The organism is Herbihabitans rhizosphaerae (assembly GCF_004216555.1).
In the GTDB taxonomy this organism is placed as follows: domain Bacteria; phylum Actinomycetota; class Actinomycetes; order Mycobacteriales; family Pseudonocardiaceae; genus Herbihabitans; species Herbihabitans rhizosphaerae.
This window is the reverse complement of record NZ_SGWQ01000017.1, coordinates 1-26,515: the sequence shown is the minus strand read 5'-3', so window position 1 is coordinate 26,515 and position 26,515 is coordinate 1. Positions and strand designations below refer to the sequence as shown.

Here is a 26,515-nt window from a genome sequence, read left to right as displayed (position 1 = left end):
CCCAAGAACGATCAAACCGGGACAAGCATGGTGCGCGCCTTGCGCAAGGTCGCCAGGTAGGCCTCGATGTCGCCCGGATCGGACGTCAGAACGATCGCCGGCTCACATGCGACGGCCGTGTAGGCGACCAACGCGTCGACGACGTCGGGTCGCTTCCTCGGCCCGAGCGCCACCTCGCCGAGCATCTCGCCCACCCGTTTGTAGTCCGCTTCCGAGTATGCGGTGCGCACATCGCACCGTCGCAGCGCGAACGACAGCCTGCTGTGTTGGCGAGCACCCCGCCACACCTGACCGAGCACCGGACCCGGGACGATCGGCCGCAAGCCCTGGCACGCCTTCCAATGCTCACGCTCGGCAGCGTTGTCTCCCTTGGCCAACGCGATGAGCATTCCGGCGTCGTAGACCGCGCTGCCCGTCATGCGCTCGCCGTCAACTTGAAGAACGCGTCCCACCGTGCGTCGATGGCGTTGCGCTGTTCGTCGGACAACGTGTGCATCGAGGAGAAGAACTCCTCGTCGGTCATCTTGTCCGCCTCGGCCTCGACCTCGGCGATGCGCTTGTCGATGTCGGCGAAGATCAACTTCTGCCGCTCGAACCGGGTGACCACATCGATCGCGGCACCGGACATCAACGTGGACACGTCCACCCCTATCTCCTCGGCCGCGGCCTTGATCCGTCGGGCGAGTTCTTCCTCGATGGAGATCGACATGCGGCGTTTCGGCATGTCACCAGCGTAACACGCCGTATTACGCCCGGTCGGGTGAACCGTGGATCGGGCCGTCCGCGGCCGCGAGCGGCACGCCGGTGCCGCCCCAGCGCTGGGCGATCATCTCGGCGGCGATCGACACCGCGGTCTCCTCGGGCGTGCGCGCGCCGAGGTCGAGGCCGATCGGCGAGGCCAGCGCGGCCAGCTCCGCGTCGGTCATGCCGACCTCCCGCAGCCGGGCCAGCCGGTCGTCGTGAGTGCGGCGCGAGCCCATCGCGCCGACGTAGCCGAGCTTGGCGCGCAGGGCCACCTCCAGCACCGGCACGTCGAACTTCGGGTCGTGGGTGAGCACGGTGACCACGGTCCGCTCGTCGGTCCGCCCGGCGTCCACCTCGGCGCGCAGGTACCGGTGCGGCCAGTCGACCACGACCTCGTCGGCTTCCGGAAACCGTTGCGGCGTCGCGAAAACCGCGCGCGCGTCGCACACGGTGACCCGGTAGCCGAGGTAGCCGCCCAGGCGCGCCATCGCCCGCGCGAAGTCGATCGCACCGAACACGATCATCCTCGGCGGCGGCTCGAAGGAGTTGACGAACACCGACGCGCCCTCACCGCGCCGCTGCCCGTCCGGCCCGTAGTGCAGGCTGGCGCTGCGGCCGGAGGCGAGCAGCCCGCGCGCGTCGTCGGCCACCGCGTCGTCCATCCGCGCGGAGCCGAGCGACCCGGCGGTCTCGTTCGGCCACACCATCAGGCGCGCGCCGACGCGCTCGGGGTCCGGGTGCTCGACCAGCGTCGCGACCGTGACCGGCTGCCGGTTGTGCACCGACGTGACCAGGTCGCCGAACTCCGGAAACCGTTGCCGGTCAACGGGTTCCACGAACACGTGCAGGATCCCGCCGCAGGTGAGCCCGACCGCGAACGCGTCGTCGTCGGACACGCCGTAGCGCTGCAGGACCGGATCGCCGTCGGTGATCACCCGCTGCGCCAGCTCGTACACCGCGCCCTCGACGCACCCGCCGGACACGCTGCCGGACACCGTGCCGTCGGCGGCCACCACCATGGCGGCACCAGGCTGGCGGGGCGCCGAGCGGAACGTGTCGACCACCGTCCCCAGACCGACGGTCTCGCCGGCCGACCAGCGGGCGTGCAGTTCCTCGAGTACGTCAAGCATGGCGAATCTCCGCGAGCAGCGATTCCAAAGTGGACAGACTGTGCCCGGCGAGCAGCTTGTCGATGTGCGGCAAGGCGATCGCGATGCCGGACTGTACCGGCGCGTAGCCGCCCCGGCCGGCGTGCGGGTTCACCCACAGCACGGCGTGCGCGAGGCGGCGCAGCCGGGCCATCGACTCGCCGAGCAGCGCGGGATCGCCGCGCTCCCAGCCGTCGGAGAAGATCACCACGACGGCCTGCCGCGCGACACCGCGCTGGCCCCACCGGTCCAGGAACGCGCGCATCGTCTCGCCCAGCCTGGTGCCACCGGCGAAGTCGGGCACCGCGCGGGCGGCGGCGGTCAGCGCGTGCTCCGGATCGCGGGCGCGGAGCTGGCGGGTGATCCTGGTCAGCCGGGTGCCCAGGGTGAACACCTCGACCGCGCCGGGCGTGCGCCGCAGCAGGGCGTGCGCGAACCGCACCAGCGGGTCGGCGTACGGGCTCATCGATCCGGACACGTCGACCAGCAGCACGGTTCGCCTCGGCCGTGGCACGCGGCGGCGGCGCGCCAGCCGGGCCGGCTCACCGCCGCGCTCCAGCATCGCGCGCAACGTGCGGGCGGGATCGAGCGTGCCGCGCGTTGCGGGCCGCCGTCGCAACGATGCTCGTCGCGGCGGCTCGATTCGCAACGTTGCGATCAACTCGCGCAATTGCGCCCGCTCGGCGGCACTCAACTCACCGAGATCACGGGCACGCAGGATCTCGGTCTCACTCGCGGCACCGCGGATACTCGGCGTGTCGCCGGCACCCTCACCCGGCTCGCCGGGCACCAGGGACGCGGTGCGCGCCACGTGGTCCACCCGCCGTCTCGGCCCGCGCGACGCCGGCGGCGGCCCCGCGGTGAACCAGCTCGCGAACGCCTCGTCGTAGCGCGGAAGATCGTCCGGATCGGCGCACAGCGTCAACCTGCCGGCCCAGTACAGCTGGACAGGATCGGCAACGTCCACGTGCTCCACCGCGCGCAGGTAGGCCGCCGTGCGGTGCGTACTCGCCGGCAGCCCGGCGTCCGCGAGCGCGCGGGTGAAGCCGACCAGTGCGGGCAACACGTCCACGGCGATCACCCGGCCAGCAGCGCGTCGAAGCCGGCCGCGATGACCCGGTCGGCGTCCTCGCGGTACTTCAGCACGGCGCCGAGCGTGGCGGCGCCGCTCTCCGCGTCCAGCTCGGTGCGATCCAGTGCGAGCAACGCGCCGGCCCAGTCCAGCGACTCGGCGACACCCGGCGGCTTGAGCAACTCCATCGTGCGGAGGCGTCGCACGGCGGCGGCGACCTGTTCGGCGAGGCGTTGCTCGATACCCGGGATCCTCGATCGCAATATTGCGATCTCCCGCGCCAGATCGGGATGCCGCAGCCAGCGGTAGAGGCAACGCCGCTTCAGCGCGTCGTGCACCTCGCGGGTGCGGTTGGAGGTGAGCACGACCAGCGGCGGTGTCGCGGCGCGCACCTCGCCCAGCTCGGGGATGGTGACGGCGTTCTCGTCCAGCACCTGGAGCAGGAACGCCTCGAACTCGTCGTCGGCACGGTCCAACTCGTCCACCAGCAGCACGCACGGCGCCTCGGTGAGCGCGCGCAACAGCGGCCGCGCGAGCAGAAACCGTTGTGTGTACAGGGATTTCTCGGCCTCGTCGGCGTCGATCGAACCGCCGGACTCCAGCGCACGGAGGTGCAACAGCTGACGCGGGAAGTCCCACTCGTAGAGCGCCTGCGCCGCGTCGATCCCCTCGTGACACTGCAACCTGATCAGCGACAGCCCGAGCGCCTCCGCCAGCGCGACCGCCAGCGAGGTCTTCCCCGTGCCGGGCTCACCCTCACACAGCAACGGCCGGCCCATGCGGCAGGCGAGAGACGCCGCCGTGGCGACGCCGTCGTCAGGCAGATACCCGGTCGACTCCAGCGCGCGGGCCAGCTCGGCGGGAGTACCTGGTGTGTCCCGGCTCACATCATGAGGCTAGCTCCGATAGTCCAGATCACGCCCGCTCGCCACGTCACCGCATTCCACCAGTCGCACGTCGCGCCCGGCCAACCAGCCGCGCGCGCCCTGATCACCCGCCAGGTCGGACAGCACGTCGTCCCAATATCGCCGGCCGATCAGCACCGGATGCCCCGGCTCACCCGCGTACGCCGCCCGCGCCAACACATCCGGCCCGGCCAGCGCGGCCACCCGCCGCACCGCCTCCACCCCGACGCCGGGCAGGTCGACCAGATGGATCAGCGCCGCGTCCGGCACGGGCTCCAGGGCCAGCATCGCCAGCAGCCCGGCGCGCAGCGACGCCGACATGCCACGCTCCCAGTCCTCGGCCACCACCGCGACACCGTCCGGCAGCAGCGCCAGCACCTGATCGGCGGCCGCCCCCACGACCACCCGAACCGGCGCGCATCCCGCGTCGGACAGGACGCGAAGAGCGTTGCGCACCAACGGTTCCCCGTCGATCTCGGCGAGCGCCTTCGGCATTCCGAACCGGCGGCCGGCGCCGGCTGCGAGCAGAATCGCGGCGGTCACGGGTGCACGGTAGCCCGACTGCGGGCAGGCTGGGGCCCGTGCCCGACGAGCCCCGCGAGCCCGACTACCGGTTCACCCTGGCCAACGAGCGCACGTTCCTCGCGTGGATCAGAACGGCGCTGGCCCTGGTCGCCGGCGGCGCGGCGGTCACCCACCTGCTGCCCGATCTCGAACCGCCCGCGCTGCGCTACGGGCTCGGCCTCGGGCTGGTGGTGATCGGTTTCCTGCTGGCCGCGACCAGCTATCGCAGATGGTCGGAGGTGGACAAGGCGATCCGCGCTGACCAGCCGCTTCCCCGCCAGCGGATGCCGTTGCTGCTCACCATCGCCGTCAGCGCCGCGATCGCCGTGGCGTTCGTGCTACTGGTCATCGACTGATACCAAGCGGTAGGTTCCGAGCGGCCCCGATCGACGGGAGGCACCCGTGACCGAGACGACCCTGGTTGCCCGGGCTTCGGGTACGAGTCGTTGGGAGCGTGCCGAAGAGCATCGGTCACGCTTGCTACGGATCGCACGCCGGCGCACGGTGAGCGAGCAGGACGCCGAGGACGTCGTGGCCGAGGCGCTGCTGCGGGCCGTCGAACACGACGTGGACGCCGACCGGCTGCCGGCGTGGCTGAGCACCGTGACCGTCCGCCTGTGCGCCGACCTGCGCCGCGAGCGGCACCGCGAGCACCGGCGATGGAGCCGGGCCGCGCCGCCGGCCGCCGCCGACTCGTGCGAGCCGAAGGTGTGCGATCGCGCCGAAGCCGCCTGGGTGGCCGAGCGGATCTCCGACCTGCCGGCGCGCCAGGCCCGCGCGCTGCATCTGCGGGCGTCCGGACTGGACGTCGCCGGCGTGGCCAGGTCGCTCGAGGTCAACTACCGCACGGCCGAGTCGCTGCTGGCGCGCGCACGGTCGGCCGCGCGGGCGATCCTCGCCTCCGCACTCGCCGCCATCGCTGTGCTGCTGGCCAAGGTGCTGCGCACGGCCACCGCGGCCGGCCATGGTGCGGTGGCCGCGACGAGCACGGTCGCGATCGGCACGGTGGGCGTCGCCGTCGCGATCCAGCCGGCGCCGCCCGTCCCGGTCCCGCCCGCGCCACCGCCGGTCGCCGTGGTGCACGGGCCGCCCGCCGCCGTGCCACCCGCGCCACTCGCGCCGCCGGGTCACGGCGGCGCTCCGGTGCGGCCCGCCGTGCCGCACTCACCCGCTCCCGCCGACGCGGGTCCGAAACCGCCCTCGGCCGCACCGAAGCAGGGTGACTCGGGTGCGCGCCGTCCGGGTCCGCCCGCGCCACGGCAGCCGAACGCCGGATCCCAACCGGGACGGCCGGCGCCGAATCCCGGACCGGCCGGCCGGCACCCGGGGCCGGGCGGCGGTCAGCAGCCCGGCCAGGGAAAACCAGGCTGATCGAAGAAATTTGAAACTCGTGCGACGGACGGGCCCCGCGAACGCGTAAAGCGGGTGAGAAGGCCGGCGCGGCCTGATCGTGTCCTGGTCCCGGCGAGGAAGGTCTTCGATGAAACACAGCAACGCGGCCGGCACCCGGGCCGTCGCCTTGTCCCCCACCGGCCCCGCGGGCCTCCCTCTGCCCGCGGTGTGGTTCGGCACCGCACGCTGAACCGCGCGCGCCCGGGCGTACCCCCGCGCCCGGGCGCGCACCTCCACCATGACTCTGCTGACGATTCGCCCAAGCGCCCAGGTACGGGCCCGGTTCGCGCCGTCCCCACTTGCCGAGACGGTGGCCACGCTGGTGCTCGTCGGTGACCCCACGCCGCCCGCCGGCGGCCGCGACTGGCTCGAACGGCACGCCGACGCGCTCGGCGAGATCACCGCCGACCGCACGACGTACGCGTTGGTCTGCGTGCTCGCCGCGAGTGTCCGCCCGCCGGGCTTTCTGCTGTCCGTGCCGCCGATGTCCGGTGCCACGTTCGACGACGAGCTGGCCGCGGTGGAGGCGACACCGCTGATGCGGGCCCGCCGCGACCTGCTGCGGGCCACCGGCATCGGGTTGCCGCCCGTTCTGGAGGGCGACGACGTGGTGCCGAGGATCGCGGACGCGCTGCGCATGGTGTGGAACCGGCTGACCCGGCACGACTGGGAGCGGCGCGAGGCGGCGTTCACGCACGACACGGCGCAGCGGGCCGGCCGGCTGGACGCGCACGGCTGGACGCGGGCGCTCGCCGGGCTCGGGCCGGCCGTGCGCTGGCTCGGCGAGAACCGGCTGCACGTGGCGCAGCGCGAGCCGGTGCACGCGGAGGTGCGGGACGCGGAGCTGGTGCTCGTGCCGTGCGGGCTCGGCGTCTCCTGGTACGGAGTGCACACGAGCGGGACGCACACGATCACGTACCCCACGCGGGTGGCCGACGCGCCGGGTGGCGACGGGCTGGACAGGCTGGTCGGCGCGACGCGGGCGAAGATCCTGCGGACGCTGCGCGATCCCACGACGACGAGCCAACTCGCCGCGCAGCTGGGGTACAGCCTGGCAACGGTCAGCGCGCACCTGTCGGCGTTGACCGGAGCGCGGCTGGCCACCTCGGAGCGTGACGGGCGATCAGTGCGGTACTGGCGCACTCAGCTGGGCGACGCCCTGGTGGAAGCCCAGTCCACCTGACCTCGCGAGTCCCGCGCCCTGCACCGGCGAGTCCCGCGCCCTGCACCGGCGAGTCCCGCGCTCAGACACCCCGAGTTCCGCGCTCCGCCGCGCGAGTCACCTTCTCCACAGGCGTGCGAACGGCCGTCGCGCTCGCGGCCTCGAGACCGGCTGACCCGCCCCCTCGACGGATCGCCGTGTCATTCCCCGGCACGCCGGACACTGCGGGCCGGGCGGCTGTGTCATCGAGCCGGGCACCACGGTGACGCCGCACAGTCCTTCGTAGATCCCGTCGTCGGCGGCCGCCATCGCCTCGTCCGTCACCGCGTGGTCGCGCCCGTCGGCACCGTTGGTGTGCCAGGTCGTCCACACGCGCGGCGCCAATCGGATATCGGACACGACTCGTCCTTCGTGTGTCGGAGTGCGGAGCTCCTACTGCCGGCATTGGCAGATGTCAACAACATTCACCCTTTGGCAGCCGCGAACAATCCGTAAGATCACGTATTTTCCCGACCGCCGCCATCCGTAACCGCCAGCAGCGGGGTCAACTCGGCGAGCACGTCGTCGAGTGGGCCGGCGTCACGCTGGGCACGGCTGAGGATGATCGCTCCCTCCACCGACGCGACCACCAAGGTGGCGAGCCGGCGCGCCCGTCGCGGCGGCGCGCCGGCACCGGTCAGCAGCGCGGTGAGGCTCGTCTGCCAGCGGGTAAAGATGTCCCGCACCAGTTCGACCGTCTCGGGCGGCGCCTGTCCCCCGTCGACGGCCAGCGCCACGACCGGGCACCCGGACAGGTAGTCGGTCTCGACGAGGGTGCGCTTCCAGAACCTCACGAACCCGCGCAGCACCCGAACGGGATCACCCTCCCGGACCGCCTCGTCCAGCAGCGCGGCCACGTGGTCACCGGCCAGCCGCACCGCGCTCGTGATCAACTCGTGCCGGCCGCCGGGAAAGTGGTGGTACACCGAGCCGCGCGGCGCTCCGCTGTGCGCGAGAACGGCGTCCACCGTGACCGCCGCGGCACCGCGCTCCCGCAGCAGCGCCACCGCGCTTGTGAGCATCCGCTGCTTGCTCTCCCCGCGCTCCCGGGCCATCGGCCACCTCCTTGACTCTGGAGTATGTCAGACAGCATAGTTACCGGCAGGTAGCCGCACACGGGAGGTCGATCGTGACCGAGAACGAGTGGCACAAGTCCGCGTGCATCCTCTGCGAGTGCAATTGCGGCATCGAGATCGCACTCGACGGCCGCCGGTTCGCCCGCATCCGGGGCGACCGCGAGCACCCCGAGTCACAGGGCTACACCTGCGAGAAGGCGCTGCGACTGGACCACTACCAGAACGGCGGCCACCGGATCACCACCCCGTTGCGGCGCACCGAGGACGGCGGCTACGAGGAGATCGATTGGGACACCGCGATCGCCGAGATCGCCGCACGGCTCGCCAACGTCCGGGACACCCACGGCGGCGACAAGATCTTCTTCTACGGCGGTGGCGGCCAGGGCAATCACCTCGGCGGTGTGTACAACCGCGCGTTGCAGTCCGCACTCGGCGCCAAGTACTTCTCCAACGCGCTGGCACAGGAGAAGACCGGCGAGATGTGGGTGGACGGCAAGCTCTACGGCGGCCACACGAAGGGCGACTTCGAGCACGCCGAGGTCGTGGTCTTCCTCGGCAAGAACCCGTGGCAATCGCACAGCTTTCCGCGCGCCCGCCCGACGTTGCGCGAGATCGCCAGGGACCCGGCGCGCACGATGATCGTTCTCGATCCGCGGCGCAGCGAAACCGCGGCCATGGCCGACATCCACCTCCAGGTGCTGCCCGGCACCGACGCGTGGTGCGTCGCGGCGATGCTCGGCGTGATCGTGCAGGAGGACCTCGTCGACCACACGTTCCTCGCCGAGCACACCACCGGCGCCGAGCCGGTGCTCGCCACGCTGGCCGAGGTGCCGGTCGCCGACTACGCGCAACGTTGCGGCGTGGACGAGGAATTGCTTCGCAACGCCGCCCGCCGCATCGCAACGGCGGACAGTGCCACAACGTACGAGGACCTCGGCGTGCAACAGTCGCCGAACAGCACGCTCGTGTCGTACCTGAACAAGCTGCTGTGGATCACTACCGGCAACTTCGGCAAGCCGGGCACGATGTTCCTGCACTCCGCGTTCGCCCCGATCGCCGGCGCGGCGGCGGGCGGCAGCGGCGGAACCGGCCGCAAGATCCGCACCACACCGGTCACCGGCGCGCGGATCATCTCCGGACTGGTGCCGTGCAACTCGATCGCCGAGGAGATCCTGACCGACCACCCCGATCGCTTCCGCGCGATGTGGATCGACAGCGTGAACCCGGCGCACTCGCTGGCCGACTCGCGCACCTTCCGCCGGGCGCTGGACGAACTGGACCTCGTGGTCGTGGTGGACGTGGCGTTCACCGAGACCGCGCGGCGCGCCGACTACGTGCTCCCGGCGGCGAGCCAGTTCGAGAAATGGGAGGCCACGTTCTTCAACGCGGAGTTCCCGCACAACGCCTTCCAACTGCGCCCGCCGTTGCTCGAGGCGCTGCCCGGCACACTGCCCGAGCCGGAGATCTACGCCCGGCTGTTGCGCGCGCTCGACGCCACCGATCAGACACTGCTCGAACGCCTCACCGAAGCGGCCGGCACCGGCCGCACCGAGTTCACCGCCGAGTTCTTCGCCACGGTGACCGCCGATCCGGCGTTGCTCGGGCTCGCCCCGTACCTGCTCTACGAGTCGCTCGGCACCGTGCTGCCGGACGGCGCGCGGGCCGCCGCCGCGGTGTGGGGCCTGGCCCAGATCTGCGCGATGACCTACCCCGACGCGGTGCGCCGCGCGGGTCACGCGGACGGCGACGCGCTGTTCGACACGATCATGGCGACACCGTCCGGAGTCACCTTCACCACCGACGAGTGGCCGGACGTGTGGAACTACGTGCGCCGGCCGGACAAGCGGTTCACCGTCGAGATCCCGGAGCTGCTGGAGAAACTGCGCGCGCTCGGCGACACGGCCGACGATCCGCTGCCGGTCAGCGACGAGTTCCCGCTGGTGCTGTCGGCCGGCGAGCGCAGGTCGTTCACCGCGAACACGATCTACCGCGACCCGAGCTGGCGGCGCCGCGACACCGACGGCGCGCTGCGGATCAGCCGGGCCGACGCGGACGCCATCGGGCTCGGTGACGGCGACACCGCGCGCGTGATCACCGAGCGCGGCGCGGCGCAGGCGGTCGTGGAGATCAGCGACATGATGCGACCGGGCCACGTGTCCCTGCCCAACGGGCTCGGCGTTGACCATCCGGAGCACGGCACGGTCGGCGTCGCGCCCAACGAGCTGACCTCGTTGCACCGGCGCGACCCCATCGCCGGAACGCCGTGGCACAAGTACGTCCCGGCGCGGGTGGAAGCCCTGCGCTGACGCTTGCCACGCCCCCGCCGAGCCGGTTTGATCAAGGTGACGCCTCATCGGGGAGGAGCGGCATGGATTCCGAGTGGGTGCCAGAGTCGGTCGACCTGTCCAAGCCGAGCGCGGCTCGCATGTACGACTACTACCTCGGCGGCGGGCACAACTTCGCCGTCGACCGGGAGGCCGCCGAGAAGGCGATCGCCGCGATGCCGTTCACGACCACCGGCGCGCGCACCAACCGGGCCTGGCTGCGCAGGGCGGTCACGTACCTGTGCGGTGCCGGGATGCGCCAGTTCCTCGATCTGGGGTCCGGCGTGCCGACGGTCGGCAACGTGCACGAGATCGCGCAGACGGCCGCACCCGAGGCCAAGGTGGTCTACGTCGACGTGGACCCGGTGGCCTACGAGCACGCCCGGCTTCTGTTGGCGGACAACGACAACGCGTCGTCCGTGCGCGCCGACATGCGCGACGTGGACCGCGTGCTGACCGCCTCCGCCGAGTTGCTCGACCTCGATCAACCGGTCGCGGTACTGATGTCCGCGGTGTTGCACTTCGTGCCCGACTCCGACCGGCCGGCGGAGATCGTGGCCGGCTACCGCGACGCGCTCGTGCCGGGAAGCTACATCGCGCTGTCGCACATGAGCCCGATCGGCCGGCCCGCCGAGGAACTGGAGCGGTTCCAGGCGGTGTACAAGGGCGCGGCGAACCCGGTCAGCCTGCGCGACCGAGCCGCGATCGAACCCTTGCTGGCCGGGCTCGAACTGGTGGAGCCCGGCCTGGTGAAGGTGCCGCTGTGGCACCCCGAGGACCCGCCGAAGCCTGAGCACGAGGACTTCCCCGGCTACGGAGTGGTCGGCCGCAAACCCTGACGCCGAGATGCGGTCAACACCGAGCAGCCGGACCCAGGTCCCGGCGAACACGCCGATCGCGTCCAGGTCGACGAGCGCGGCCGAGGATCCGACGGCGAAGTGGCCGCCCACCTCGGTCAGGCCGGCGAGCGCACCGACGACCATCGCCCACCGCCGCGCGTCCGTGGCCACGAGGATCGCGGCGACGACGAGGAACACCGCACCGGGCGGGATGGCGGGCATCGCGACACCGGCCATCGCCTGAACGCCGATGCCGGCCGCACCGGCGACGAGTCCGGCGACCGTTGCGATGCGGCTTGTGGTGAACGTGCTCAATGGGTCGCTCCGTTGCGATCGAGGTGGCCTTGTTGCGACGCATCGTGGCGCCGTGCGCGCAACGGGTCATCGGGCGAGCACCGGAGATTCCGGTACCTCAGATCGCGTACCTTTCGCGTCAAGGTTGATGAGACGGTCGCCACACCTGGATCGGGTGTTTCTGGCAGCCGTGCCAAGAGTTCGCTCGGCGCTTTGCGCGTGTAGCCGGGTATTCGCCGAGAAGCCAACCTGATGTTGACCTTCCCCGTTACGTTCGGCCATCGGATGCGCCGGAGATCGGGGAGGTGGCATCCTGATGCTTCGCGATGCGCTGACCGATGCGCTCGTCGATCAGCCGGGCGTGCTGCCCACGCTGATCGGCAGTGGCGTCGGCTTCGGAGCCGTCGCGTGGTTCGCCGCCGACCGGTTCGGCTGGGCGCGCGGACCGTCGCTGATCGCCGCGGTCGGCCTGGCGCTGGCCCTCTCGGTGACGCTGGCCAGGTTCGGGGTGAACCCGGTGCACCCGCGCCAGATGATCGACGGCTGCCGTGCCAACACCTTCTCGTTGAGCGGCGCGCAACAACTGCTGAACTTCGCGATGCTCGTGCCGTTCGGGTTCTTCGGCACGCTGGCCACCCGAAGAGGGATCCCCGTGCTGCTGATCAGCACGGGGGTAAGCGCGTTGATCGAGGTCCTGCAGGGCGCGACCGGCGTCGGCGTCTGCGAGGCGCAGGACCTGTTCAACAACACCGCGGGCGCGGCCGTCGCCGTGCTGAACGCGGTGGCATTGCGGCGCACGATTTCCTTCCACCGCAATCGAATGCGCTACGGTCGGCACGCGGCCGCGCCCGGCAGGACGGTGTTCGCCGGGTTCCCGCGCAAGCGGTTCGGTCGGCGGTCGGACGTGGTGTGCCTGCAGATCCTGACGCCGGACGAAAACCCGGTGCCCGTCAGCCGCGACGCACCGGACGGCCGCGCCGCAGGTCGACACGCTGCTCCCCCAGTACCAGTTCAGTCGCACCGAACGGCACCTGACACAACGGGTTCTCCAGGTGTGGCGGCCGCACCGGCACGCCATGTTCGTCCAGATCGGCCGGCCGGCTGTCCACCGTGAACGGGCCGTCCCAGCTCAGTTCCAGGGTGGCGCCGCCACGGGTCTGGTAGCCCACCGCGCCGTCGCCGAACTGCGGCTCGCCGAGCGCACCGACGAACTCGGTGAAGTCGCCGTCCCGATCGGCGTCCCCGACCACGCACACCCACGCGGTGCCCGATCCGGCCGCGCGCAGCTCCTGGTAGGCGTTCGGGCCGCGCTCCACGATCCGCACACCGTCCTGTGTGGACAGTGCGAGGTACCCGTCGTCGACACGCGCGGCGATCCACGACCCGCTCACGGTCCAATCGTCCACTGTGGACAGTGGGAACCAGGCGTGCGTGTAGCCCATGGGATCGTCCTGCGGGATCCGGTAGAGCGCCAGCACGGTGTCGCGGTGCTGGCGGACTCTCGGCAGGATCCGGTTGCCGGCCCAGGCGTTCGGGCGAGCCGAGGAGTGCGTGGCCTCGTTCGGCGCGTGCGTCACGTAGACCTGTGTCTCCGGCCCGAGCGCGGCACCCCAGATGTACTCCTGCAGGCCGGGCAGGCCGAACCGGTAGTCCTGCACCGACGACAGCATCACGTGCTTGGTCTTGTACACCAGCAGATCCGACTCGTACGGCCGGGACAGCAGGTCGTGGTGCTGCCGGTAGTCACCTCGGTAGTGCTGCCGCCCGAGCCACTCCCCCTCCGGTGGCCGCGCCGCGTTGCGAATCGCGTCGGGCAGTTCGTAACGTTGCGCGGTGGCCAGCGCCGTTGCGGGCAACGTCGCGCTGTTCAACGCACCGTTGCCCCAGCAGACCCACATGATCGACGCGGTCTCCTCGAACCGCGCGGACCGCTGGGTCTGCACGTAGGACCGGCCGTGCGCGCTGACGTGCGAACCGCGCCAGGAGTTGCACGCCAAGGTGAACAGTGTCTTGTCCAACAGTCCGGCGGCCAGCTCGACCAGGTCCTCCTCCGGCGCGAACTCCACCAGCGACACCAGCGCGAACACGTCGATCGCCAGATAGGCGTTCGAGTCGAACTCGCTGTATCCGCCGGCCAGCTTCCTGGTGATCCACTCCCGGGCGAGCGCGCCGCCGTGCTCGGCGTGCCGCTGCCCCGACCGGCCGGCGTTGGTGAACTCCTCGCCCGAGAACGCCTGTCCCACAAGGTATTCCGCGACATGCCAGACGAACTGGTGGTTCTCGGTGAAGTAGCACATCGCGTCGAGGCCGGGCTGGTCGATCCAGTACTTCATGCCGAGCAACGACTCCCGCACCCGCGCGCGCAGCCCGTCCGGCCACCGCTCGGCGGGCACCCGGTGCCACAGGTGCATCAACCCGAGGATCTCGAAGTCGGCGCAGTCCGCCCGGTTGTCGATCATCCACAGTGGACGGTCCAGCCGATCGGCGCGGAGCACGTGGTCCTCGCGCAACGCCGCCGCGGCCAGCTCAGCCGCCGCCCCGTTGGGCCCGGACTCGGCGTGCCGCAGCAGTTCGTCACGCCACTGTTCTGGTGAGCCGGACGCCTCACCGCGCCGCCGCGACGGCAGCCGGGCGACCGGAAGCTCACGGAAGACCGGCGCGGCGTCGTGGTCGATCGCGACCCGCACGGTCAGCTCGCCGGTACTCAGCATGGACGCCGACGCGCCGCCGTCGTCCTCCGCCGTGGCCAGCTTCACCGTGGCGCGACCGCCGTTCAGCAGCACCCGGTCCTCGGTGGGCCCGCGCCGCACCCGCAGGGCCAGACCGTCCGGGCCGGTCAGCTCCACCTCCGGCTCGGTCAGCCCCCACCGCGGCGTGCCGACCGCGTCCAGCAGCTGCTCGGCCACCGCGCTGATCCGCTCGTCCGCGCCCGGGCTGGGCAGCACGACCCGCACCGGCAGGCCGGCCACGGCCATCCGCAGCACCTGCCGGCACTCGCGGAACCCGACCTGCCACGAGCACACCGCGACCGCGCTCGTCCCGGACGGCAGCCACACCCGGACGTCGTGCTCGATCGGCTCCATGTAGCTCACCGCGACCAGGGACGCGACCAGCTTCCCGTTCACGTGCACCAATACCGGCCCGGTCGAGGCGACCCGCAGCGTGCGCCACTCGGCCTGGTCGACCTCGAGGCAGGTGGCCGCGATCGCGGTGCGGTAGGACGGCGTGAAGCAGAACTCGCTCCAGTCGACCAGACCGTCGGCCGCCGTGTGCGCCCGCCGCCAGTAGTCGACGTGGGACACCCCGGTCGGCCCGGTGTAGGCGACCTCGCCGCCCTCGACCACCTCGGGCACCGGCTGATCCGCCCGAAGCGGTCGCAGATCGTGAAGCCGGCGCTTCAGCGGTGTCACGTCCGGACCATTGGTGAGTACCCAGCGTCCACCCTCACCCCACGGCGTTCCGCCCTCGTCGAGGAGCCGGGGTAGCTCGGCCACCGGTTCCGACCACGCGCCGACGATCAGCCAGTCGCGCACAAAACCGTTGCGGTCCAAGGAATGTACGGTCCGGTCGGTCACCTCGGCGCCTCTCTTCTCCGTTGCGTTCGCAGTTCACCAGAATCGCAACGTTGCGATTCGAGGCACAACTACGCGATCGAGTGAATGCGTAATCGCTATGTAGCGAGGAGGATGGGACTCCCTGCGAAAACTGGGAGGAATCGTGACCGCATCCAAGCAGGCGACCATGACCGGTCGCGGCCTCGGCGGTGAACTGCGCGCGTTGCGCGAGGCCGCCGGATTCAGCTGCGCCAAAGTAGCGAAGGAACTCGGTTGGCAGGCGTCGAAGATCTCCAGGATGGAGACCGGCAAGCAGGCGATCAAGCCGGCCGACGTCGCCTCGCTGCTCGTCGTGTACCGCGTGATCGGCAAGGACCGTGACCGGCTGCTGAAGATGGCCGAGCGCACCGACGACCTCGGCTACTGGGAGAACCAGACCGCGCTGTCCAACGAGTCCAAGACGCTGCTGCGCATCGAGCGCGACGCCACCGCGATCTTCACCGCTCAGCCGCTGGTCATCCCCGGCCTGCTGCAGAACGCCGACTACGCCCGCGCGCTGATGTACTCGTGCAACGTCGCGTTCGACGACGTCGACACGCGAGTGGCCGCGCGCATGGCCCGGCAGGTGATCCTGTCCAAGGAGGAGCCGCCGCTGCTGCACGCGATCATGGACGAGACGGTGCTGCGCCGCGTGCTCGGCTCGCCCAAGATCATGGCCCGCCAGTTGCGCACCATCCAGGAGGCCGCCGAGGAACGCAAGATCACTATTCAGGTTCTGCCGTTCGAACAGGGCGGTCATGCCGCGCTCGACGGCACGTTCCACATCATCGAGTTCGCCAATCACAATTCCGTGATCTACCTCGACCACAAGATCTCCGGCCTCTTCCTGGAGCAGCCCGATCACGTGGCGCTGTTCCGCCGGGAAGCGGATAAGCTCACCAAGGCCGCGCTCAGCCCCGGTATGTCGATGGATTTCGTGGCGGCGATCGCCCGCGAATACGAACGGCAGTGAGGACGAGATGGACCTGACCTCGATCACTTGGCGCAAGTCCAGCTTGAGCGGCTCGAACGCCGAGTGCGTGGAGCTCGGCCACGCACCCGAACGAGCGGCCGTGCGTGATTCCAAGAACCCCACCGGTCCCGTGCTGGTGTTCCCGACCTCGGCGATCGCGACGTTGCTGCGCACCAGCTAGACCTACTTCAAGCCGGTCTGTGCGATGCCGCGCACGATGTGCCGCTGCATGACCAGGAAGATCAGGATCACCGGCACCATACTGACCACCGACATCGCCAGGATGTAGTTGAACGGCACGACCTCCTCGCTGTTGAACTGGGCCAACGCCACCGGCAGTGTGTAGAGGTCCTGCGACTGCGCGATCACCAGCGGCCAGAGGAAGTCGTTCCACCGCCAGATCACCGAGAAGATCGTCACCACCGCCAGCGGCGCCTTGCACAGCGGCAGGATGATCCGCAGGAAGATGCGGAACTCGCCGGCGCCGTCGATGCGCGCGGACTCGATCAGCTCGTCCGGAATCGTCAACATGTACTGGCGCAACAGGAAAACCCCGGTCGGCGTGGCGGCCGGCGGGATGATCATCCCGAGCAGCGAGTTGGTCATGCCGAGATCGGAGGCCACCTGTTGCAACGGGATCAGGATAATCTGCAACGGGATCATGATCGTGCCGAGCGTGATCAGGAACAGCAGGTTGCGACCACGGAAGTTGTACTTCGCCAGGGCGTAGGCGGCCATCGCGTTGATCGCCAAGGTCAGCACCGTCGCGCTGACCGTCACGATCGCGCTGTTGGACACGTAGGTCGTGAAGTCGAAGCGGGACAACGCCTCGGTGTAGTTGTCCAGCCCGAGGCTGTCCGGCAGCAACGACGGCGGCCGCTCGGCCAACTCGTTGCGCGACTTGAACGACGAGAGCACCGCCCAGATCACCGGCGCGAGGAACAACAGCGTCAGCGCGATCAGCGCGACGTACACCAGCACCCGCCCGACACTCGGCGGGCGCGCACCGGACGAGCCGGTCCACGTCGGCCTGCCCACGGCCTTCTTGTTGCGGAGCCCGATCACGGCGTCACCTTCATACGGACTCCTTGCGCCGCCCGTACAGGAAGTTCAGCACGGTGAGCCCGAAGATCGTGACGAACAGGATCACCGAGCCGGCCGCCGCCAGCCCGTACTGGATCGGCGTGCGGAACGCGTGCTCGTAGATGTACTGCACCATCAGCGTGGTGGCGCCGAGCGGCCCGCCGCCGGTGAGCGTGTAGATGAAGTCGAACGCCTGGAACCCGGCGATCATGGACAGGATGATCACCACGAACATGGTGGGGCGCAACAGAGGCAGCGTGATGTGCCGGAACTGCTGCCAGCTCGTCGCGCCGTCCATCCGCGCGGCCTCGTAGTACGACTGGTCGATCGCCTGCAGCCCGGCCATCATGATCAAGGTGTAGAACCCGACGTGCATCCAGGTGCCGACGAAGATCGTCACGCCGAGTGCCAGCGGCCCGTCCACGAGCCAGCCGGGTTCCGGCAGCCCGATGCCGCCGAGCAGCGAGTTCAACGCGCCGGACTGCCGCTCCAGGATCCAGCTCCAGATCAGCCCGACGACCACCGGCGACAGCAGCACCGGCAGGAAGAACGCGGCCCGGAAGAACGTGCGCCCCTTGATCGGCTGGGTCAGCAGGAGCGCGAGCGCGATCGACAGCACCGTGGACAACACCACGAAGGCGAACACGAAGATCGCGGTGGCGCGGGCGGCGTCGAAGAACTCCGCGTCGCTGAACAGCCGCTCGTAGTTCTGCGTGCCGACCGGAGTGAACGTGCGCGCGTTGGTGCTGTCGAACCGGCTGATGTTGAAGCCGTTGACCGCCGGATACAGGATGAACACGCCGAAGATCGCCATGTTCGGCAGCACCAGCAGGTACGGCGCGAGTCTTTGGTTCCACGGCGTGCTGGAACGGCGGGACCGGCGACCGTCGGGGGTTCGCCGGTCCCGCCCGGCGGGCGCTGGGGCGACCGTCATTTGCCCGCCGCGTCCAGGTTCTTCTGCGCCGCCGTGCGCACCGCGTTCACCGTGTCGCCGATCGACTGCTGGCCGGCGATCGATCGAGCCAGTTGCTTGACCAGCTCGGTGGCCGTCGGGCTGAATCCGGGGTTGTAGTTGCTGGCGTAACTCGCCGGGTCGGTGCGCTTGACGTCGGCGAGGAAGACCGCCATGTCCGCTGGGCGCACCGCGTACTTCACACCCTCGGCGATCAGGTCCTTGCGGGTCGGCAGGAACTGCGCCTCGATCGCGAACTTCTCTTGTGCCGCACGGGAGTTCATGAAGGCCACGAGCTTGGCGGCCAGCGGCGGATTGGCGCTGCGCTTGAACGCGGCCATGAACTTTCCGCCGGGGTACCCGCCACACCGCGCGGCGCACGGGTTCGGGATCGCGGCCCAGTTGAACTTGATCGCCTTGTCGAACTGGCCGACCTGCCAGTTGCCGCTGATGTACAGCGGAGCGTCGCCGGAGATGAAAATGTCGTTGGCACCCTTGTACTTCGTGCCGGACTCGATCCAGAAGTCCTTGCTGATCGCGTTCTGCTGGGTCAGCTCGACGAACTTGCCGAGCGCGGCGGTCGCCTTGCCCTGATCGAGGGCGACCTTGCCGTCCGCGCCGTAGAAGTCGGTGCCGTACTGATTGAGCATGCTGGACAGCCGGTGACCCGACTTGTCGTAGGCGATGGCGAACGGGCTGCCGACCGCCTTCTGCGCGGCCTTGGCGTTGGTGATCAACTCGTCCCAGGTCCACGGCTTGTCCACGGGCGGCAGCGGAATGCCCGCCTTGGCGAACGCGTCCTTGTTCACCATCGGGCCGTTCATGGTGAGGTCGCTCGGCAGGGCGACGGCGGCGCCGTCCTTGTTCTTGATCGCCTTCTGGGCCTCGTCGAGGTACTGGTTCGCCACGTCCTGGCCGGCGGACTTGAGGTCCAGCAGATCGTCGCGGAACGGCTGGAGGTTCTGCGTGCGAATCACGTCCGGGACGTTGTTGCTGGCGAGCCGGCCCTGTAGTTGTTGCTCCAGTTCGGAGAACGGCAGGAACTGCAGCTCGACCGTGACACCGTTGTCCCGCTCGAACTGCTTGACCAGCGCCTCGGTCGTCGCCTTGTCCGGGCCGTCGGTGAAGGTCACGAACACCAGCTTGTTGGGCGCGCCACCACCTCCGCCCCCGTCGTCGCTGCTGCCGGGCGAGCATCCGGCGAGCAGGACCGCTGTCAAGGCGAATCCGACGGCGGCTGCGCGTCGCATACGACCTACCTCCTCGATGAGTCGGTCGCGCGGTGGTAAGCGCTTACTGTGCCGGCCACCCTAGAACTGTCCACAATGAAACGTCAACGGGCTCGCCGTGCGCGACCGCCCGGGCGCACCACGGAGTCGCGCACCAGTAACTCCGCGCCCAGCCAGGCGTCACCGTCCTCGGCGCCGTCGCGGCCGGTCGCGATCCGGCCCGCGCGCCGCGCGCCCGACTCCAGCGGCAGCCGCACGGTGGTCAGCGCCGGCGCGCAGTCCGAGGCCGACGGAAGATCGTCGAAGCCGGCCACCGAACACTGCCGAGGCACCTCGGTCCCGGCCCTGCGCAACGCCGCCATCACGCCGAGCGCCATCAGGTCGTTGGCCGCGATGATCGCGGTGACGTCACCGTCGGCGCGCGACAGTCGCATGGCGGCGTCGAAGCCGGAGTCGCGGGAGAAGTCGCCGTGCACGATCGGGCTCGCCGCCCTGCGGATGCCCGCCTCGCGCAGCGCGGCCCGGTGCCCGGCCAGCCGCGCGGTGGTCGTGGTGTTGCCCCTCGGGCCGGCCACGTACCCGATTCGCTCGTGACCCATCTCGACGACGTGCCTGGTCAGCGCGGTGGCACCGGCCTCGTTGTCGAACACGACGCACGGCGCCTCCACGCCGGCCGGCGCCGGCCGCCCGCACAGCACGACCCGGGTGCCGACCGCCTGCGCCTGCCTGATCAGCTTCGCGGTGGCCGCCTCGTGCTCGGCGTCCTCGCGCGCGCCGCCGGTCAGCACGATCCCGCGCACCCGCTGGCGCAGCAGCAGGCTGAGGTACTTCAGCTCCTCGGAAGGCGAGCCCGCGGTGTTGCAGATGACCGCGAGCAGGTCCTCCTCGGCGACCTCGCGTTGCAGACCGCCGGCCTGGATGCCGAAGAACGGGTCGGACACGTCGTTGACGATCACGCCGATCACGTCGGTACTGGACGCGGCCAGCGCCCTCGCCGGGCCGTTGACCACGTAGTCCAGCTCGGCGAGCGCGTCCAGCACCCGCTCCCGGGTGGCGCCGGCGACCGGGTAGTTGCCGTTCAGCACGCGCGACACCGTCGCGGTCGACACTCCGGCCCGCCGCGCGACATCGGCCAGTGTCGCGGTCACGTCGTGCCCGTCCTCCCGGTTGACACTCCTGATGGGTGGCCATAGCGTAGCAACGTAGTAAGCGCTTTCTATCCGCTGGAGAGCAGTGATGGCCGTGCCGGATGTCGCACTGGCCGGCGTGGGCGGCTGGGGCGAGTGGCATCTGGGTGAGATCGACCGGCTGCGCGCGTCCGGCGAGGTGCGCCTCGTGGCCGCCTGCGATCCCGATCCGCCGGCCGCCATCGGTGACACGCTGCTGTACCCGGACCTGGACTCGTTGCTGCGCGACCACTCGCCCGACATCGTCGTCATCGCCGCTCCCCCACACACGCACGCACCGCTGGCGATCGCAACGTTGCGCGCCGGGGCAGACGTGTTGCTGGAGAAGCCGCCCGTGACGGGCATCGCCGAGTTTCACGCCGTCGAGGACGTCCGTGCGGCGACCGGGCGCGCGGTGCAGGTCGGGTTCCAATCCCTTGGCTCGCGGGCGATCCCGGCCTTGCGGGAGCTGATCGCCTCTGGTGAGCTCGGCGCGTTGCGCGGCATCGGCGCGGCGTGCTCGTGGGTGCGCCCGCACGCCTACTTCCAGCGCGCGCCGTGGGCCGGACGGCGAGAGCTGGACGGCGTGCCGGTGGTGGACGGCAGCCTGACCAACCCGTTCGCGCACGCCGTGATCGCCGCGTTGGCGCTGACCGGCGAACCGGTGCGGATCGAGCTGGAGTTGCTGCGCGCCAACGACATCGCCGCGGACGACACCGCGTGCGCCCGGATCACCACCGCGTCCGGGCCGCCGGTCGTGGTGGCGGCCACGCTGTGCGCCACACAGGACCGAGACCCGCGAATCATCGTGCACGGCGAGCACGCGCGCGCCGAGCTGTACTACACGCGCGACCGGCTGGACATCGTGCGCGACGGGGTCCTCGAGCGGCACGAGTACGGGCGCGTCGGCCTGCTGGAGAACCTGCTCGCGCACCGGGCGCACGGCGATCCGTTGCTCGCTCCGCTCGCGTCGTGCGCCGGGTTCACCGAGGTGTTGCAGGCGGTGCGGGACGCGCCGCAACCGTTGCGAATCAACGATTCCGACTGGCACGACGTGGACGGCCACCGGGTCCTGCACGGCGTTGACGAGGCGGTCGAGCGGGCCGCGAACGAGCTGAAGTTGTTCACCGAACTGGGGGTCGGCTGGGCGGCCCGCGAGGAACGGGAGTGTGTGCAGTGAGCGTGACCAAGATCGGGATCGCGATGAACGGCGTGACCGGGCGGATGGGCCACCGGCAACATCTGCTCCGGTCGATCATGGCGATCCGGGAGCAGGGCGGCCTGGACCTCGGCGGCGGCGACAGCATCTGGCCGGAGCCGATCCTGGTCGGGCGCAACGAATCCAAGCTGCGCGCACTGGCCGCCGAGACCGGGCTTTCGCGCTGGACCACCAGCCTCACCGAGGCGCTCGCCGAGCCGGACGTGCGGGTGTACTTCGACGCGCTGGTCACAAACGAGCGGGAGAAGACGGTGCGCGAGGCGATCGCCGCCGGCAAGCACGTCTACTGCGAGAAGCCGACCGCCACCGACACGGCGACGGCACTGGAGCTGGCCAGGCTCGCCCGCGACGCCGGCGTGAAATCGGGCGTGGTGCAGGACAAGCTTTTCCTTCCCGGCCTGCGCAAGCTGAAGCGGTTGGTGGACGGCGGGTTCTTCGGCCGCATCCTGTCGGTGCGCGGCGAGTTCGGGTACTGGGTGTTCGAGGGCGACTGGCAGGTCGCCAACCGGCCGTCGTGGAACTACCGCGCCGAGGACGGCGGCGGCATCACGCTGGACATGTTCGCGCACTGGCAGTACGTGCTCGCCGGGATCATCGCACCGGTGCGAACCGTGCAGGCGACGGTCGCAACGCACATCCCGGAACGCAACGACGAGCGCGGCCGGCCGTATCAGTGCACCGCGGACGACGCCGCCTACGGCGTGTTCGAGCTGGACGGCGGTGCGATCGCGCAGATCAACTCCTCCTGGGCGGTGCGCGTGTACCGCGACGAGCTGGTCGAGTTCCAGGTCGACGGCACCGAGGGCAGTGCGATCGCCGGACTGCGCAACTGCCGGGTGCAACATCGCGCGACGACCCCGAAGCCGGTGTGGAACCCGGACGTGCCGGCGACCGAGGACTTCCGCGCGCAATGGCAGACGGTGCCGGACAACGACGAGTTCGACAACGGGTTCAAGGTGCAGTGGGAGGCGTTCCTGCGGCACGTGGTGCGCGACGAGCCGTGGCCGTACGACCTGCTCGCGGGCGCGCGCGGAGTGCAGCTCGCCGAGCTGGGCCTGCGCTCGGCGCGGGACGGTGTGCGGCTCGAGGTACCGGAGCTGACGCTGTGATCCGGCTGCCGGAGCCGGATGGTGCTCTGCGGGAGTATTCGCTGACCGGCGCGTCGGGCTATCCGCCGGGCGCCCCGCCGGCCGGCCGGGTGCTGTTCGCGGCCGCGCATGTCGTGGCGGATCCGTTGCGGAACAACACGCCGGGTGCGCCCGCAACGTTGCACTGGGAGGCGACTCTTGCGTTCCGGCGGCATCTCTGGTCGCACGGCCTGGGTGTGGCGGACGCGATGGACACCGCGCAACGTGGCATGGGTCTTGACTGGGCGGCGACCGCCGAGCTGATCGCGCGCAGTGGCCGTGAGGCGGCGGCGTGCGGTGGACGGCTCGCGTGTGGCGCCGGCACCGACCAGTTGACCTCGGCGGACTCGCTGGACGCGGTGATAGCCGCCTACGAGGAGCAGATCGAGGTCGTGGAGGCGGCCGGCGCGCAGGTGATCGTCATGGCCAGCCGGGCGCTGGCGTCGGTGACCACCGGCCCGGACGACTACCACCGGGTGTACGACCGACTGTTGTCGCAAGTGTCCGGGCCGGTGATCCTGCACTGGCTGGGGCCGATGTTCGACCCGGCGCTGGAGGGTTACTGGGGCTCGGCCGACCTGGACGTGGCGACCGACGTGTTCGTGGACCTGATCACCGCGCACGCGTCCACTGTGGACGGTGTGAAGATCTCGCTGCTGGACGCCGGCCGTGAGGTGGCGTTGCGCCGGCGGCTGCCCGACGGCGTGCGTTGCTACACCGGCGACGACTTCCACTACCCCGAGCTGATCGCCGGCGACGAGCAGGGCCACAGCGACGCGCTGCTCGGCGTCTTCGACCCGCTTGCCCCCGCCGCCGCGGCCGCCGTGCGCGCGCTCGACGACGGGGATTCGGTGCGGTACAAGGAGATTCTGGAGCCAACTGTGCCGCTGGCCCGGCAGGTGTTCGCCGCGCCGACGTACTACTACAAGACCGGGATCGTGTTCCTGGCGTGGCTCGCCGGGCATCAGTCGCACTTCCGCATGGTCGGCGGGCTGGAGAGCGCCAGGTCGCTGGAGCACCTGGTGCGTGTGTTCGTACTCGCCGACCAGGCCGGGCTGCTGCCCGACCCGGAGTCGGCCGAGCACCGGATGCGCACCTACCTCGCACTGTCCGGAGTGGACGGATGAACCGACTCAGCTTGAACCAGGCGACCACCCGCTCATGGAGCGTTGCGGAGGCGGTCGACGGCTGCGCGCGCGCCGGGATCACCGGGATCGGGCTGTGGCGCGAGCACGTCGCCGCGCAGGGGCTGGCCGAGTCGGCGAAGCTGGTGCGCGACGCCGGGTTGACCGTCACGTCACTGTGCCGCGGCGGGTTCTTCACCGCGTCGGATCCGGCCGAGCGCGCGAAGGCGTTGGCGGACAACGAGAAGGCGATCGCCGAGGCGGCTACGCTCGGCACCGACGTGCTGGTACTCGTGTCCGGCGGGCTCCCCGCTGGGCAGTCCGATGTGGACGGTGCACGGCAGCGGGTGGTGGACGCGCTCGGCTCGCTGGCGCCGGTGGCGGCCGAGCACGGTGTCCGGCTGGCGATCGAGCCGCTGCACCCGATGTACTGCTCGGACCGGTGCGTGGTGAGCACGCTGGACCAGGCGGTGGACATCGCGTCGGAGTTCCCGGCGGAACAGGTCGGCGTGGTCGTGGACACCTACCACGTGTGGTGGGATCCGGGCGTGTACCGCGCGATCGAGCGGGCCGGCCGCCGCATCGCCTCGTTCCAGGTCGCCGACTGGGTCACCCCGCTGCCCGAAGGAGTACTACTCGGACGGGCGATGATTGGCGACGGATGCGTGGAATTGCGCAGGCTTCGCGAGGCCGTTGACCATGCCGGGTATCGTGGCCCGATCGAAGTGGAGATCTTCAACCAGGAGCTGTGGGACTCGCCAGGCGGGGAGGTGCTCGAGCTCATGGTTGCCCGCTACCGGGAGCACGTGCTGTGATTTCCTTGCGCCACCAGGGGTTCGAGCTGCTCCGGTACTCGCACGCCCAGGAGCTGGCGCGGCCGTGCGCGCACGAGGTGCGGACCCTGCGCGGGCACGTGGTCACCGGGTTCCAGCCGATCGATCATCCGTGGCACACCGGGCTCAGCGTCGCCGTGCCCGATGTGTCCGGTGTCAACCTGTGGGGCGGGCCGACGTATGTCGCTGGTGAAGGCTACGTCGAGCGGAACGATCACGGGCTGATCAGGCACGACGGCTGGGCGAGTCCGCCGACTGACGGTGAGATCGTCGAGGATCTGAGCTGGCTCGGGCCGGACGGCGCGACGCTGGCGACGGAGCGGCGCACGATGCGGGTTGATCAGGTGGATACGGCTACGAGTACGTGGACGTTGGCGTTCTCGTTTCGAGTGCTGGCGAAGACGCGGCTGGAGATCGGCAGTCCTGCGACGCATGGGCGGGCCGGGGCTGGGTATGGCGGGTTGTTCCTGAGGGCTAGTGCTTCGTTCGCGGATGGGACGGCGTCGACGAAGGATGGGCCGGCTCGGAACGGGGTGCGGGCGCCTTGGCTGGTGTTGGCCGGTTCTGAGGCGACTATCTGTTTTTTGCCGGATCCGCAGGCTAACGAGCCGTGGTTCGTGCGTACGGCGGAGTATCCGGGGGTTTGTGCCGCACTGGCTTTTCGGCGGCCGCTGGTTGTTCCTGAAGGTGAGTCGTTGTCGCGGGACTATCGGCTGGCTTTTGCTGACACGCTCTGACTGGGGCGCACTTGGGGTGTGGCGGCGCGGAATTGTGCGGGCCGATACTCACAAGTCAAGGGCGCCTTCGGCGTCGGCTTCGCCGACTCGGCCCCAGGGGGCCTCGCCCTGGACTTGTGAGCCTCGATCGGCCCTAACGGCTGGCGCTACGGGCAGGCTCCGCCTGCCTTTTGCCCGTACCGCACCGCCACACTCTTTCTGCTTTTGATTCACCCCATAGTGGCCGGTCGAATTCGGTAGAATCGAAGTATGAGGGGACAACAACTAATCGACGAGCTCCGGGCTCGCGAAACCCACATTCGACAACTCGAATACGAACGACTTCAACTCATCCACAAAATCCATGAGCAAGGCCTCGCCAAAGAAATGGGCGCCTACTCCACAGCATCATTCCTACGGGACACCGTACGAATCTCACCCGCAGACGCACGACGGCGAGTAGCCGACGCCAACGCCCTGTTCAGCTCCACCACACTCACCGGCCAACCCATCGAAGCACAACTCCCCGTCACGGCGAAAGCACTCGCCGCTGGGGCGATCAGCCGCGACCACGTGCAGGTCGTGCGCACCACCATCGACACACTCCCCGCCGAGCACCACGCCGACGTGGAGCAACTCCTCGTGGAGGAAGCCGAACACTTCGACCCCGTCAAACTCAGCAAGCTCGCCACCCGAACCCGCGCCCACCTCCAACCCGAACAAGTCGTCCTCGACGAGCAAGCCGCCCGCAAGCGCATGGAATTCTCCATGATCGAAGACATCGACGGCACCATCATCGTGCGCGGACGACTCTCACCCGAATGCGCCGAAGTCCTCAAGGCAGCGCTGTCACCACTGGCGAAACCCGCCGGCAAAGACGACGACCGATCCGCTACACGCAGGTGGGCCGACGCGCTCGTTGAGTTGGCGCACCGCATCCT

The 26,515-nt window shown here is 70.1% G+C and carries 27 protein-coding genes and 1 pseudogene; 15 read left to right on the top strand and 13 right to left on the bottom strand.

Going from position 1 to position 26,515, the window contains the following annotated elements; all coding sequences use genetic code 11:
• Nucleotides 1-11: 11 nt before the first annotated feature.
• Genes EV193_RS31250 through EV193_RS31225 form a run of 6 tightly spaced genes read right to left on the bottom strand, consistent with a single transcriptional unit; the run spans nucleotide 12 to nucleotide 4,412 of the window.
• The gene (locus tag EV193_RS31250) at nucleotides 12-419 is read right to left on the bottom strand and encodes a hypothetical protein (protein WP_130348566.1); all 408 of its coding nucleotides are present in this window, start codon (nucleotides 417-419) and stop codon (nucleotides 12-14) included.
• A complete protein-coding gene (locus tag EV193_RS31245; protein WP_130348565.1) occupies nucleotides 416-724 on the bottom strand; it encodes a ribbon-helix-helix domain-containing protein in 309 nt (102 codons plus the stop codon). The genes EV193_RS31250 and EV193_RS31245 overlap by 4 nt, the downstream gene beginning before the upstream one ends.
• A gap of 22 nt (nucleotides 725-746) precedes the next feature.
• Nucleotides 747-1,874, bottom strand: a complete 1,128-nt coding sequence (locus EV193_RS31240) for an XdhC family protein (protein ID WP_130348564.1) — start codon at nucleotides 1,872-1,874, stop codon at nucleotides 747-749.
• Nucleotides 1,867-2,964, bottom strand: a complete 1,098-nt coding sequence (locus tag EV193_RS31235) for a VWA domain-containing protein (RefSeq protein ID WP_130348563.1) — start codon at nucleotides 2,962-2,964, stop codon at nucleotides 1,867-1,869. Before EV193_RS31235 ends, EV193_RS31240 begins: the two co-directional genes overlap by 8 nt.
• Nucleotides 2,965-2,969: 5 nt before the next feature.
• Nucleotides 2,970-3,851, bottom strand: a complete 882-nt coding sequence (locus EV193_RS31230; protein WP_130348562.1) for an AAA family ATPase — start codon at nucleotides 3,849-3,851, stop codon at nucleotides 2,970-2,972.
• 9 nt (nucleotides 3,852-3,860) lie between these two features.
• Nucleotides 3,861-4,412: a nucleotidyltransferase family protein gene (locus EV193_RS31225; RefSeq protein WP_278044238.1), complete on the bottom strand. Its 552-nt coding sequence runs from the start codon at nucleotides 4,410-4,412 to the stop codon at nucleotides 3,861-3,863.
• A 38-nt stretch (nucleotides 4,413-4,450) separates the two neighbouring features.
• Here EV193_RS31225 and EV193_RS31220 point away from each other — a divergent pair, with 38 nt between their 5' ends.
• The 3 genes from EV193_RS31220 to EV193_RS31210 all read left to right on the top strand — a co-directional run bounded on the left by EV193_RS31220 (nucleotide 4,451) and on the right by EV193_RS31210 (nucleotide 7,008).
• Nucleotides 4,451-4,789: a YidH family protein gene (locus EV193_RS31220; RefSeq protein ID WP_130348561.1), complete on the top strand. Its 339-nt coding sequence runs from the start codon at nucleotides 4,451-4,453 to the stop codon at nucleotides 4,787-4,789.
• A gap of 46 nt (nucleotides 4,790-4,835) precedes the next feature.
• Nucleotides 4,836-5,804, top strand: coding sequence for an RNA polymerase sigma factor (locus EV193_RS31215; protein ID WP_130348560.1), 969 nt, complete (start codon nucleotides 4,836-4,838; stop codon nucleotides 5,802-5,804).
• A 259-nt stretch (nucleotides 5,805-6,063) separates the two neighbouring features.
• Complete coding sequence (locus EV193_RS31210) at nucleotides 6,064-7,008, top strand: ArsR/SmtB family transcription factor (protein WP_130348559.1); 945 nt, start codon at nucleotides 6,064-6,066, stop codon at nucleotides 7,006-7,008.
• Between the two features lie 96 nt (nucleotides 7,009-7,104).
• On the opposite strand, the gene EV193_RS31205 is transcribed toward EV193_RS31210, so the two are convergent.
• On the bottom strand, nucleotides 7,105-7,386 hold the full coding sequence (locus tag EV193_RS31205; RefSeq protein ID WP_130348558.1) for a hypothetical protein: 282 nt from the start codon (nucleotides 7,384-7,386) through the stop codon (nucleotides 7,105-7,107).
• 98 nt (nucleotides 7,387-7,484) lie between these two features.
• Nucleotides 7,485-8,081, bottom strand: coding sequence for a TetR/AcrR family transcriptional regulator (locus tag EV193_RS31200; protein WP_207222882.1), 597 nt, complete (start codon nucleotides 8,079-8,081; stop codon nucleotides 7,485-7,487).
• Nucleotides 8,082-8,155: 74 nt separating this feature from the next.
• Here EV193_RS31200 and EV193_RS31195 point away from each other — a divergent pair, with 74 nt between their 5' ends.
• The 4 genes and pseudogenes from EV193_RS31195 to EV193_RS34645 all read left to right on the top strand — a co-directional run.
• Nucleotides 8,156-10,408 (top strand): molybdopterin-dependent oxidoreductase, encoded by a 2,253-nt coding sequence (locus tag EV193_RS31195; protein WP_130348557.1) that lies wholly within the window; start codon nucleotides 8,156-8,158, stop codon nucleotides 10,406-10,408.
• 62 nt (nucleotides 10,409-10,470) lie between these two features.
• The gene (locus tag EV193_RS31190; protein WP_130348556.1) at nucleotides 10,471-11,265 is read left to right on the top strand and encodes an SAM-dependent methyltransferase; all 795 of its coding nucleotides are present in this window, start codon (nucleotides 10,471-10,473) and stop codon (nucleotides 11,263-11,265) included.
• 7 nt (nucleotides 11,266-11,272) lie between these two features.
• Complete coding sequence (locus tag EV193_RS31185; protein ID WP_130348555.1) at nucleotides 11,273-11,509, top strand: hypothetical protein; 237 nt, start codon at nucleotides 11,273-11,275, stop codon at nucleotides 11,507-11,509.
• Nucleotides 11,510-11,875: 366 nt separating this feature from the next.
• A pseudogene (locus EV193_RS34645) lies at nucleotides 11,876-12,328 on the top strand (VanZ family protein); the annotation flags it as partial.
• 181 nt (nucleotides 12,329-12,509) lie between these two features.
• Here EV193_RS34645 and EV193_RS31175 read toward each other — a convergent pair.
• Nucleotides 12,510-15,134 (bottom strand): hypothetical protein, encoded by a 2,625-nt coding sequence (locus EV193_RS31175; protein ID WP_130348553.1) that lies wholly within the window; start codon nucleotides 15,132-15,134, stop codon nucleotides 12,510-12,512.
• A gap of 142 nt (nucleotides 15,135-15,276) precedes the next feature.
• Between EV193_RS31175 and EV193_RS31170 the strand changes: the two genes are divergently transcribed.
• Together EV193_RS31170 and EV193_RS31165 are read left to right on the top strand one after the other, a co-directional pair.
• A complete protein-coding gene (locus tag EV193_RS31170; protein WP_130348552.1) occupies nucleotides 15,277-16,125 on the top strand; it encodes a helix-turn-helix domain-containing protein in 849 nt (282 codons plus the stop codon).
• Between the two features lie 7 nt (nucleotides 16,126-16,132).
• A complete protein-coding gene (locus EV193_RS31165) occupies nucleotides 16,133-16,306 on the top strand; it encodes a DUF397 domain-containing protein (protein WP_130348551.1) in 174 nt (57 codons plus the stop codon).
• A gap of 2 nt (nucleotides 16,307-16,308) precedes the next feature.
• Here EV193_RS31165 and EV193_RS31160 read toward each other — a convergent pair whose 3' ends face one another.
• The 4 genes from EV193_RS31160 to EV193_RS31145 form a co-directional block, all read right to left on the bottom strand.
• The gene (locus EV193_RS31160; RefSeq protein WP_242613797.1) at nucleotides 16,309-17,190 is read right to left on the bottom strand and encodes a carbohydrate ABC transporter permease; all 882 of its coding nucleotides are present in this window, start codon (nucleotides 17,188-17,190) and stop codon (nucleotides 16,309-16,311) included.
• Nucleotides 17,191-17,200: 10 nt separating this feature from the next.
• Nucleotides 17,201-18,142, bottom strand: a complete 942-nt coding sequence (locus EV193_RS31155) for a carbohydrate ABC transporter permease (protein WP_130348550.1) — start codon at nucleotides 18,140-18,142, stop codon at nucleotides 17,201-17,203.
• Nucleotides 18,139-19,410: an ABC transporter substrate-binding protein gene (locus tag EV193_RS31150; protein WP_130348549.1), complete on the bottom strand. Its 1,272-nt coding sequence runs from the start codon at nucleotides 19,408-19,410 to the stop codon at nucleotides 18,139-18,141. The genes EV193_RS31155 and EV193_RS31150 overlap by 4 nt, the downstream gene beginning before the upstream one ends.
• A gap of 83 nt (nucleotides 19,411-19,493) precedes the next feature.
• Nucleotides 19,494-20,537 (bottom strand): LacI family DNA-binding transcriptional regulator, encoded by a 1,044-nt coding sequence (locus EV193_RS31145; protein ID WP_130348548.1) that lies wholly within the window; start codon nucleotides 20,535-20,537, stop codon nucleotides 19,494-19,496.
• A gap of 88 nt (nucleotides 20,538-20,625) precedes the next feature.
• On the opposite strand from EV193_RS31145, the gene EV193_RS31140 reads away from it, so the two are divergent.
• The 6 genes from EV193_RS31140 to EV193_RS31115 all read left to right on the top strand — a co-directional run.
• On the top strand, nucleotides 20,626-21,735 hold the full coding sequence (locus EV193_RS31140; RefSeq protein WP_130348547.1) for a Gfo/Idh/MocA family protein: 1,110 nt from the start codon (nucleotides 20,626-20,628) through the stop codon (nucleotides 21,733-21,735).
• Nucleotides 21,732-22,883 (top strand): Gfo/Idh/MocA family protein, encoded by a 1,152-nt coding sequence (locus EV193_RS31135; RefSeq protein WP_242613796.1) that lies wholly within the window; start codon nucleotides 21,732-21,734, stop codon nucleotides 22,881-22,883. The genes EV193_RS31140 and EV193_RS31135 overlap by 4 nt, the downstream gene beginning before the upstream one ends.
• Nucleotides 22,880-24,028: a dihydrodipicolinate synthase family protein gene (locus EV193_RS31130; RefSeq protein WP_207222881.1), complete on the top strand. Its 1,149-nt coding sequence runs from the start codon at nucleotides 22,880-22,882 to the stop codon at nucleotides 24,026-24,028. The genes EV193_RS31135 and EV193_RS31130 overlap by 4 nt, the downstream gene beginning before the upstream one ends.
• A complete protein-coding gene (locus tag EV193_RS31125) occupies nucleotides 24,025-24,840 on the top strand; it encodes a sugar phosphate isomerase/epimerase family protein (RefSeq protein ID WP_130348544.1) in 816 nt (271 codons plus the stop codon). Before EV193_RS31130 ends, EV193_RS31125 begins: the two co-directional genes overlap by 4 nt.
• Nucleotides 24,774-25,595: a DUF6807 family protein gene (locus EV193_RS31120; RefSeq protein WP_130348543.1), complete on the top strand. Its 822-nt coding sequence runs from the start codon at nucleotides 24,774-24,776 to the stop codon at nucleotides 25,593-25,595. Before EV193_RS31125 ends, EV193_RS31120 begins: the two co-directional genes overlap by 67 nt.
• A 249-nt stretch (nucleotides 25,596-25,844) precedes the next feature.
• On the top strand, nucleotides 25,845-26,515 hold a 671-nt coding region (locus EV193_RS31115), incomplete at its 3' end, for a DUF222 domain-containing protein (protein WP_130348542.1).

Excerpts from the sequence above, each read along its gene's own strand:
- EV193_RS31250 (WP_130348566.1), bottom strand. The coding sequence starts at position 419 with ATGACGGGCAGCGCGGTCTACGACGCCGGAATGCTCATCGCGTTGGCC.
- EV193_RS31245 (WP_130348565.1), bottom strand. The coding sequence starts at position 724 with ATGCCGAAACGCCGCATGTCGATCTCCATCGAGGAAGAACTCGCCCGA.
- EV193_RS31240 (WP_130348564.1), bottom strand. The coding sequence starts at position 1,874 with ATGCTTGACGTACTCGAGGAACTGCACGCCCGCTGGTCGGCCGGCGAG.
- EV193_RS31210 (WP_130348559.1), top strand. The coding sequence starts at position 6,064 with ATGACTCTGCTGACGATTCGCCCAAGCGCCCAGGTACGGGCCCGGTTC.
- EV193_RS31200 (WP_207222882.1), bottom strand. The coding sequence starts at position 8,081 with ATGGCCCGGGAGCGCGGGGAGAGCAAGCAGCGGATGCTCACAAGCGCG.
- EV193_RS31190 (WP_130348556.1), top strand. The coding sequence starts at position 10,471 with ATGGATTCCGAGTGGGTGCCAGAGTCGGTCGACCTGTCCAAGCCGAGC.
- EV193_RS31185 (WP_130348555.1), top strand. The coding sequence starts at position 11,273 with ATGCGGTCAACACCGAGCAGCCGGACCCAGGTCCCGGCGAACACGCCG.
- EV193_RS31165 (WP_130348551.1), top strand. The coding sequence starts at position 16,133 with ATGGACCTGACCTCGATCACTTGGCGCAAGTCCAGCTTGAGCGGCTCG.
- EV193_RS31155 (WP_130348550.1), bottom strand. The coding sequence starts at position 18,142 with ATGACGGTCGCCCCAGCGCCCGCCGGGCGGGACCGGCGAACCCCCGAC.
- EV193_RS31150 (WP_130348549.1), bottom strand. The coding sequence starts at position 19,410 with ATGCGACGCGCAGCCGCCGTCGGATTCGCCTTGACAGCGGTCCTGCTC.
- EV193_RS31140 (WP_130348547.1), top strand. The coding sequence starts at position 20,626 with ATGGCCGTGCCGGATGTCGCACTGGCCGGCGTGGGCGGCTGGGGCGAG.
- EV193_RS31125 (WP_130348544.1), top strand. The coding sequence starts at position 24,025 with ATGAACCGACTCAGCTTGAACCAGGCGACCACCCGCTCATGGAGCGTT.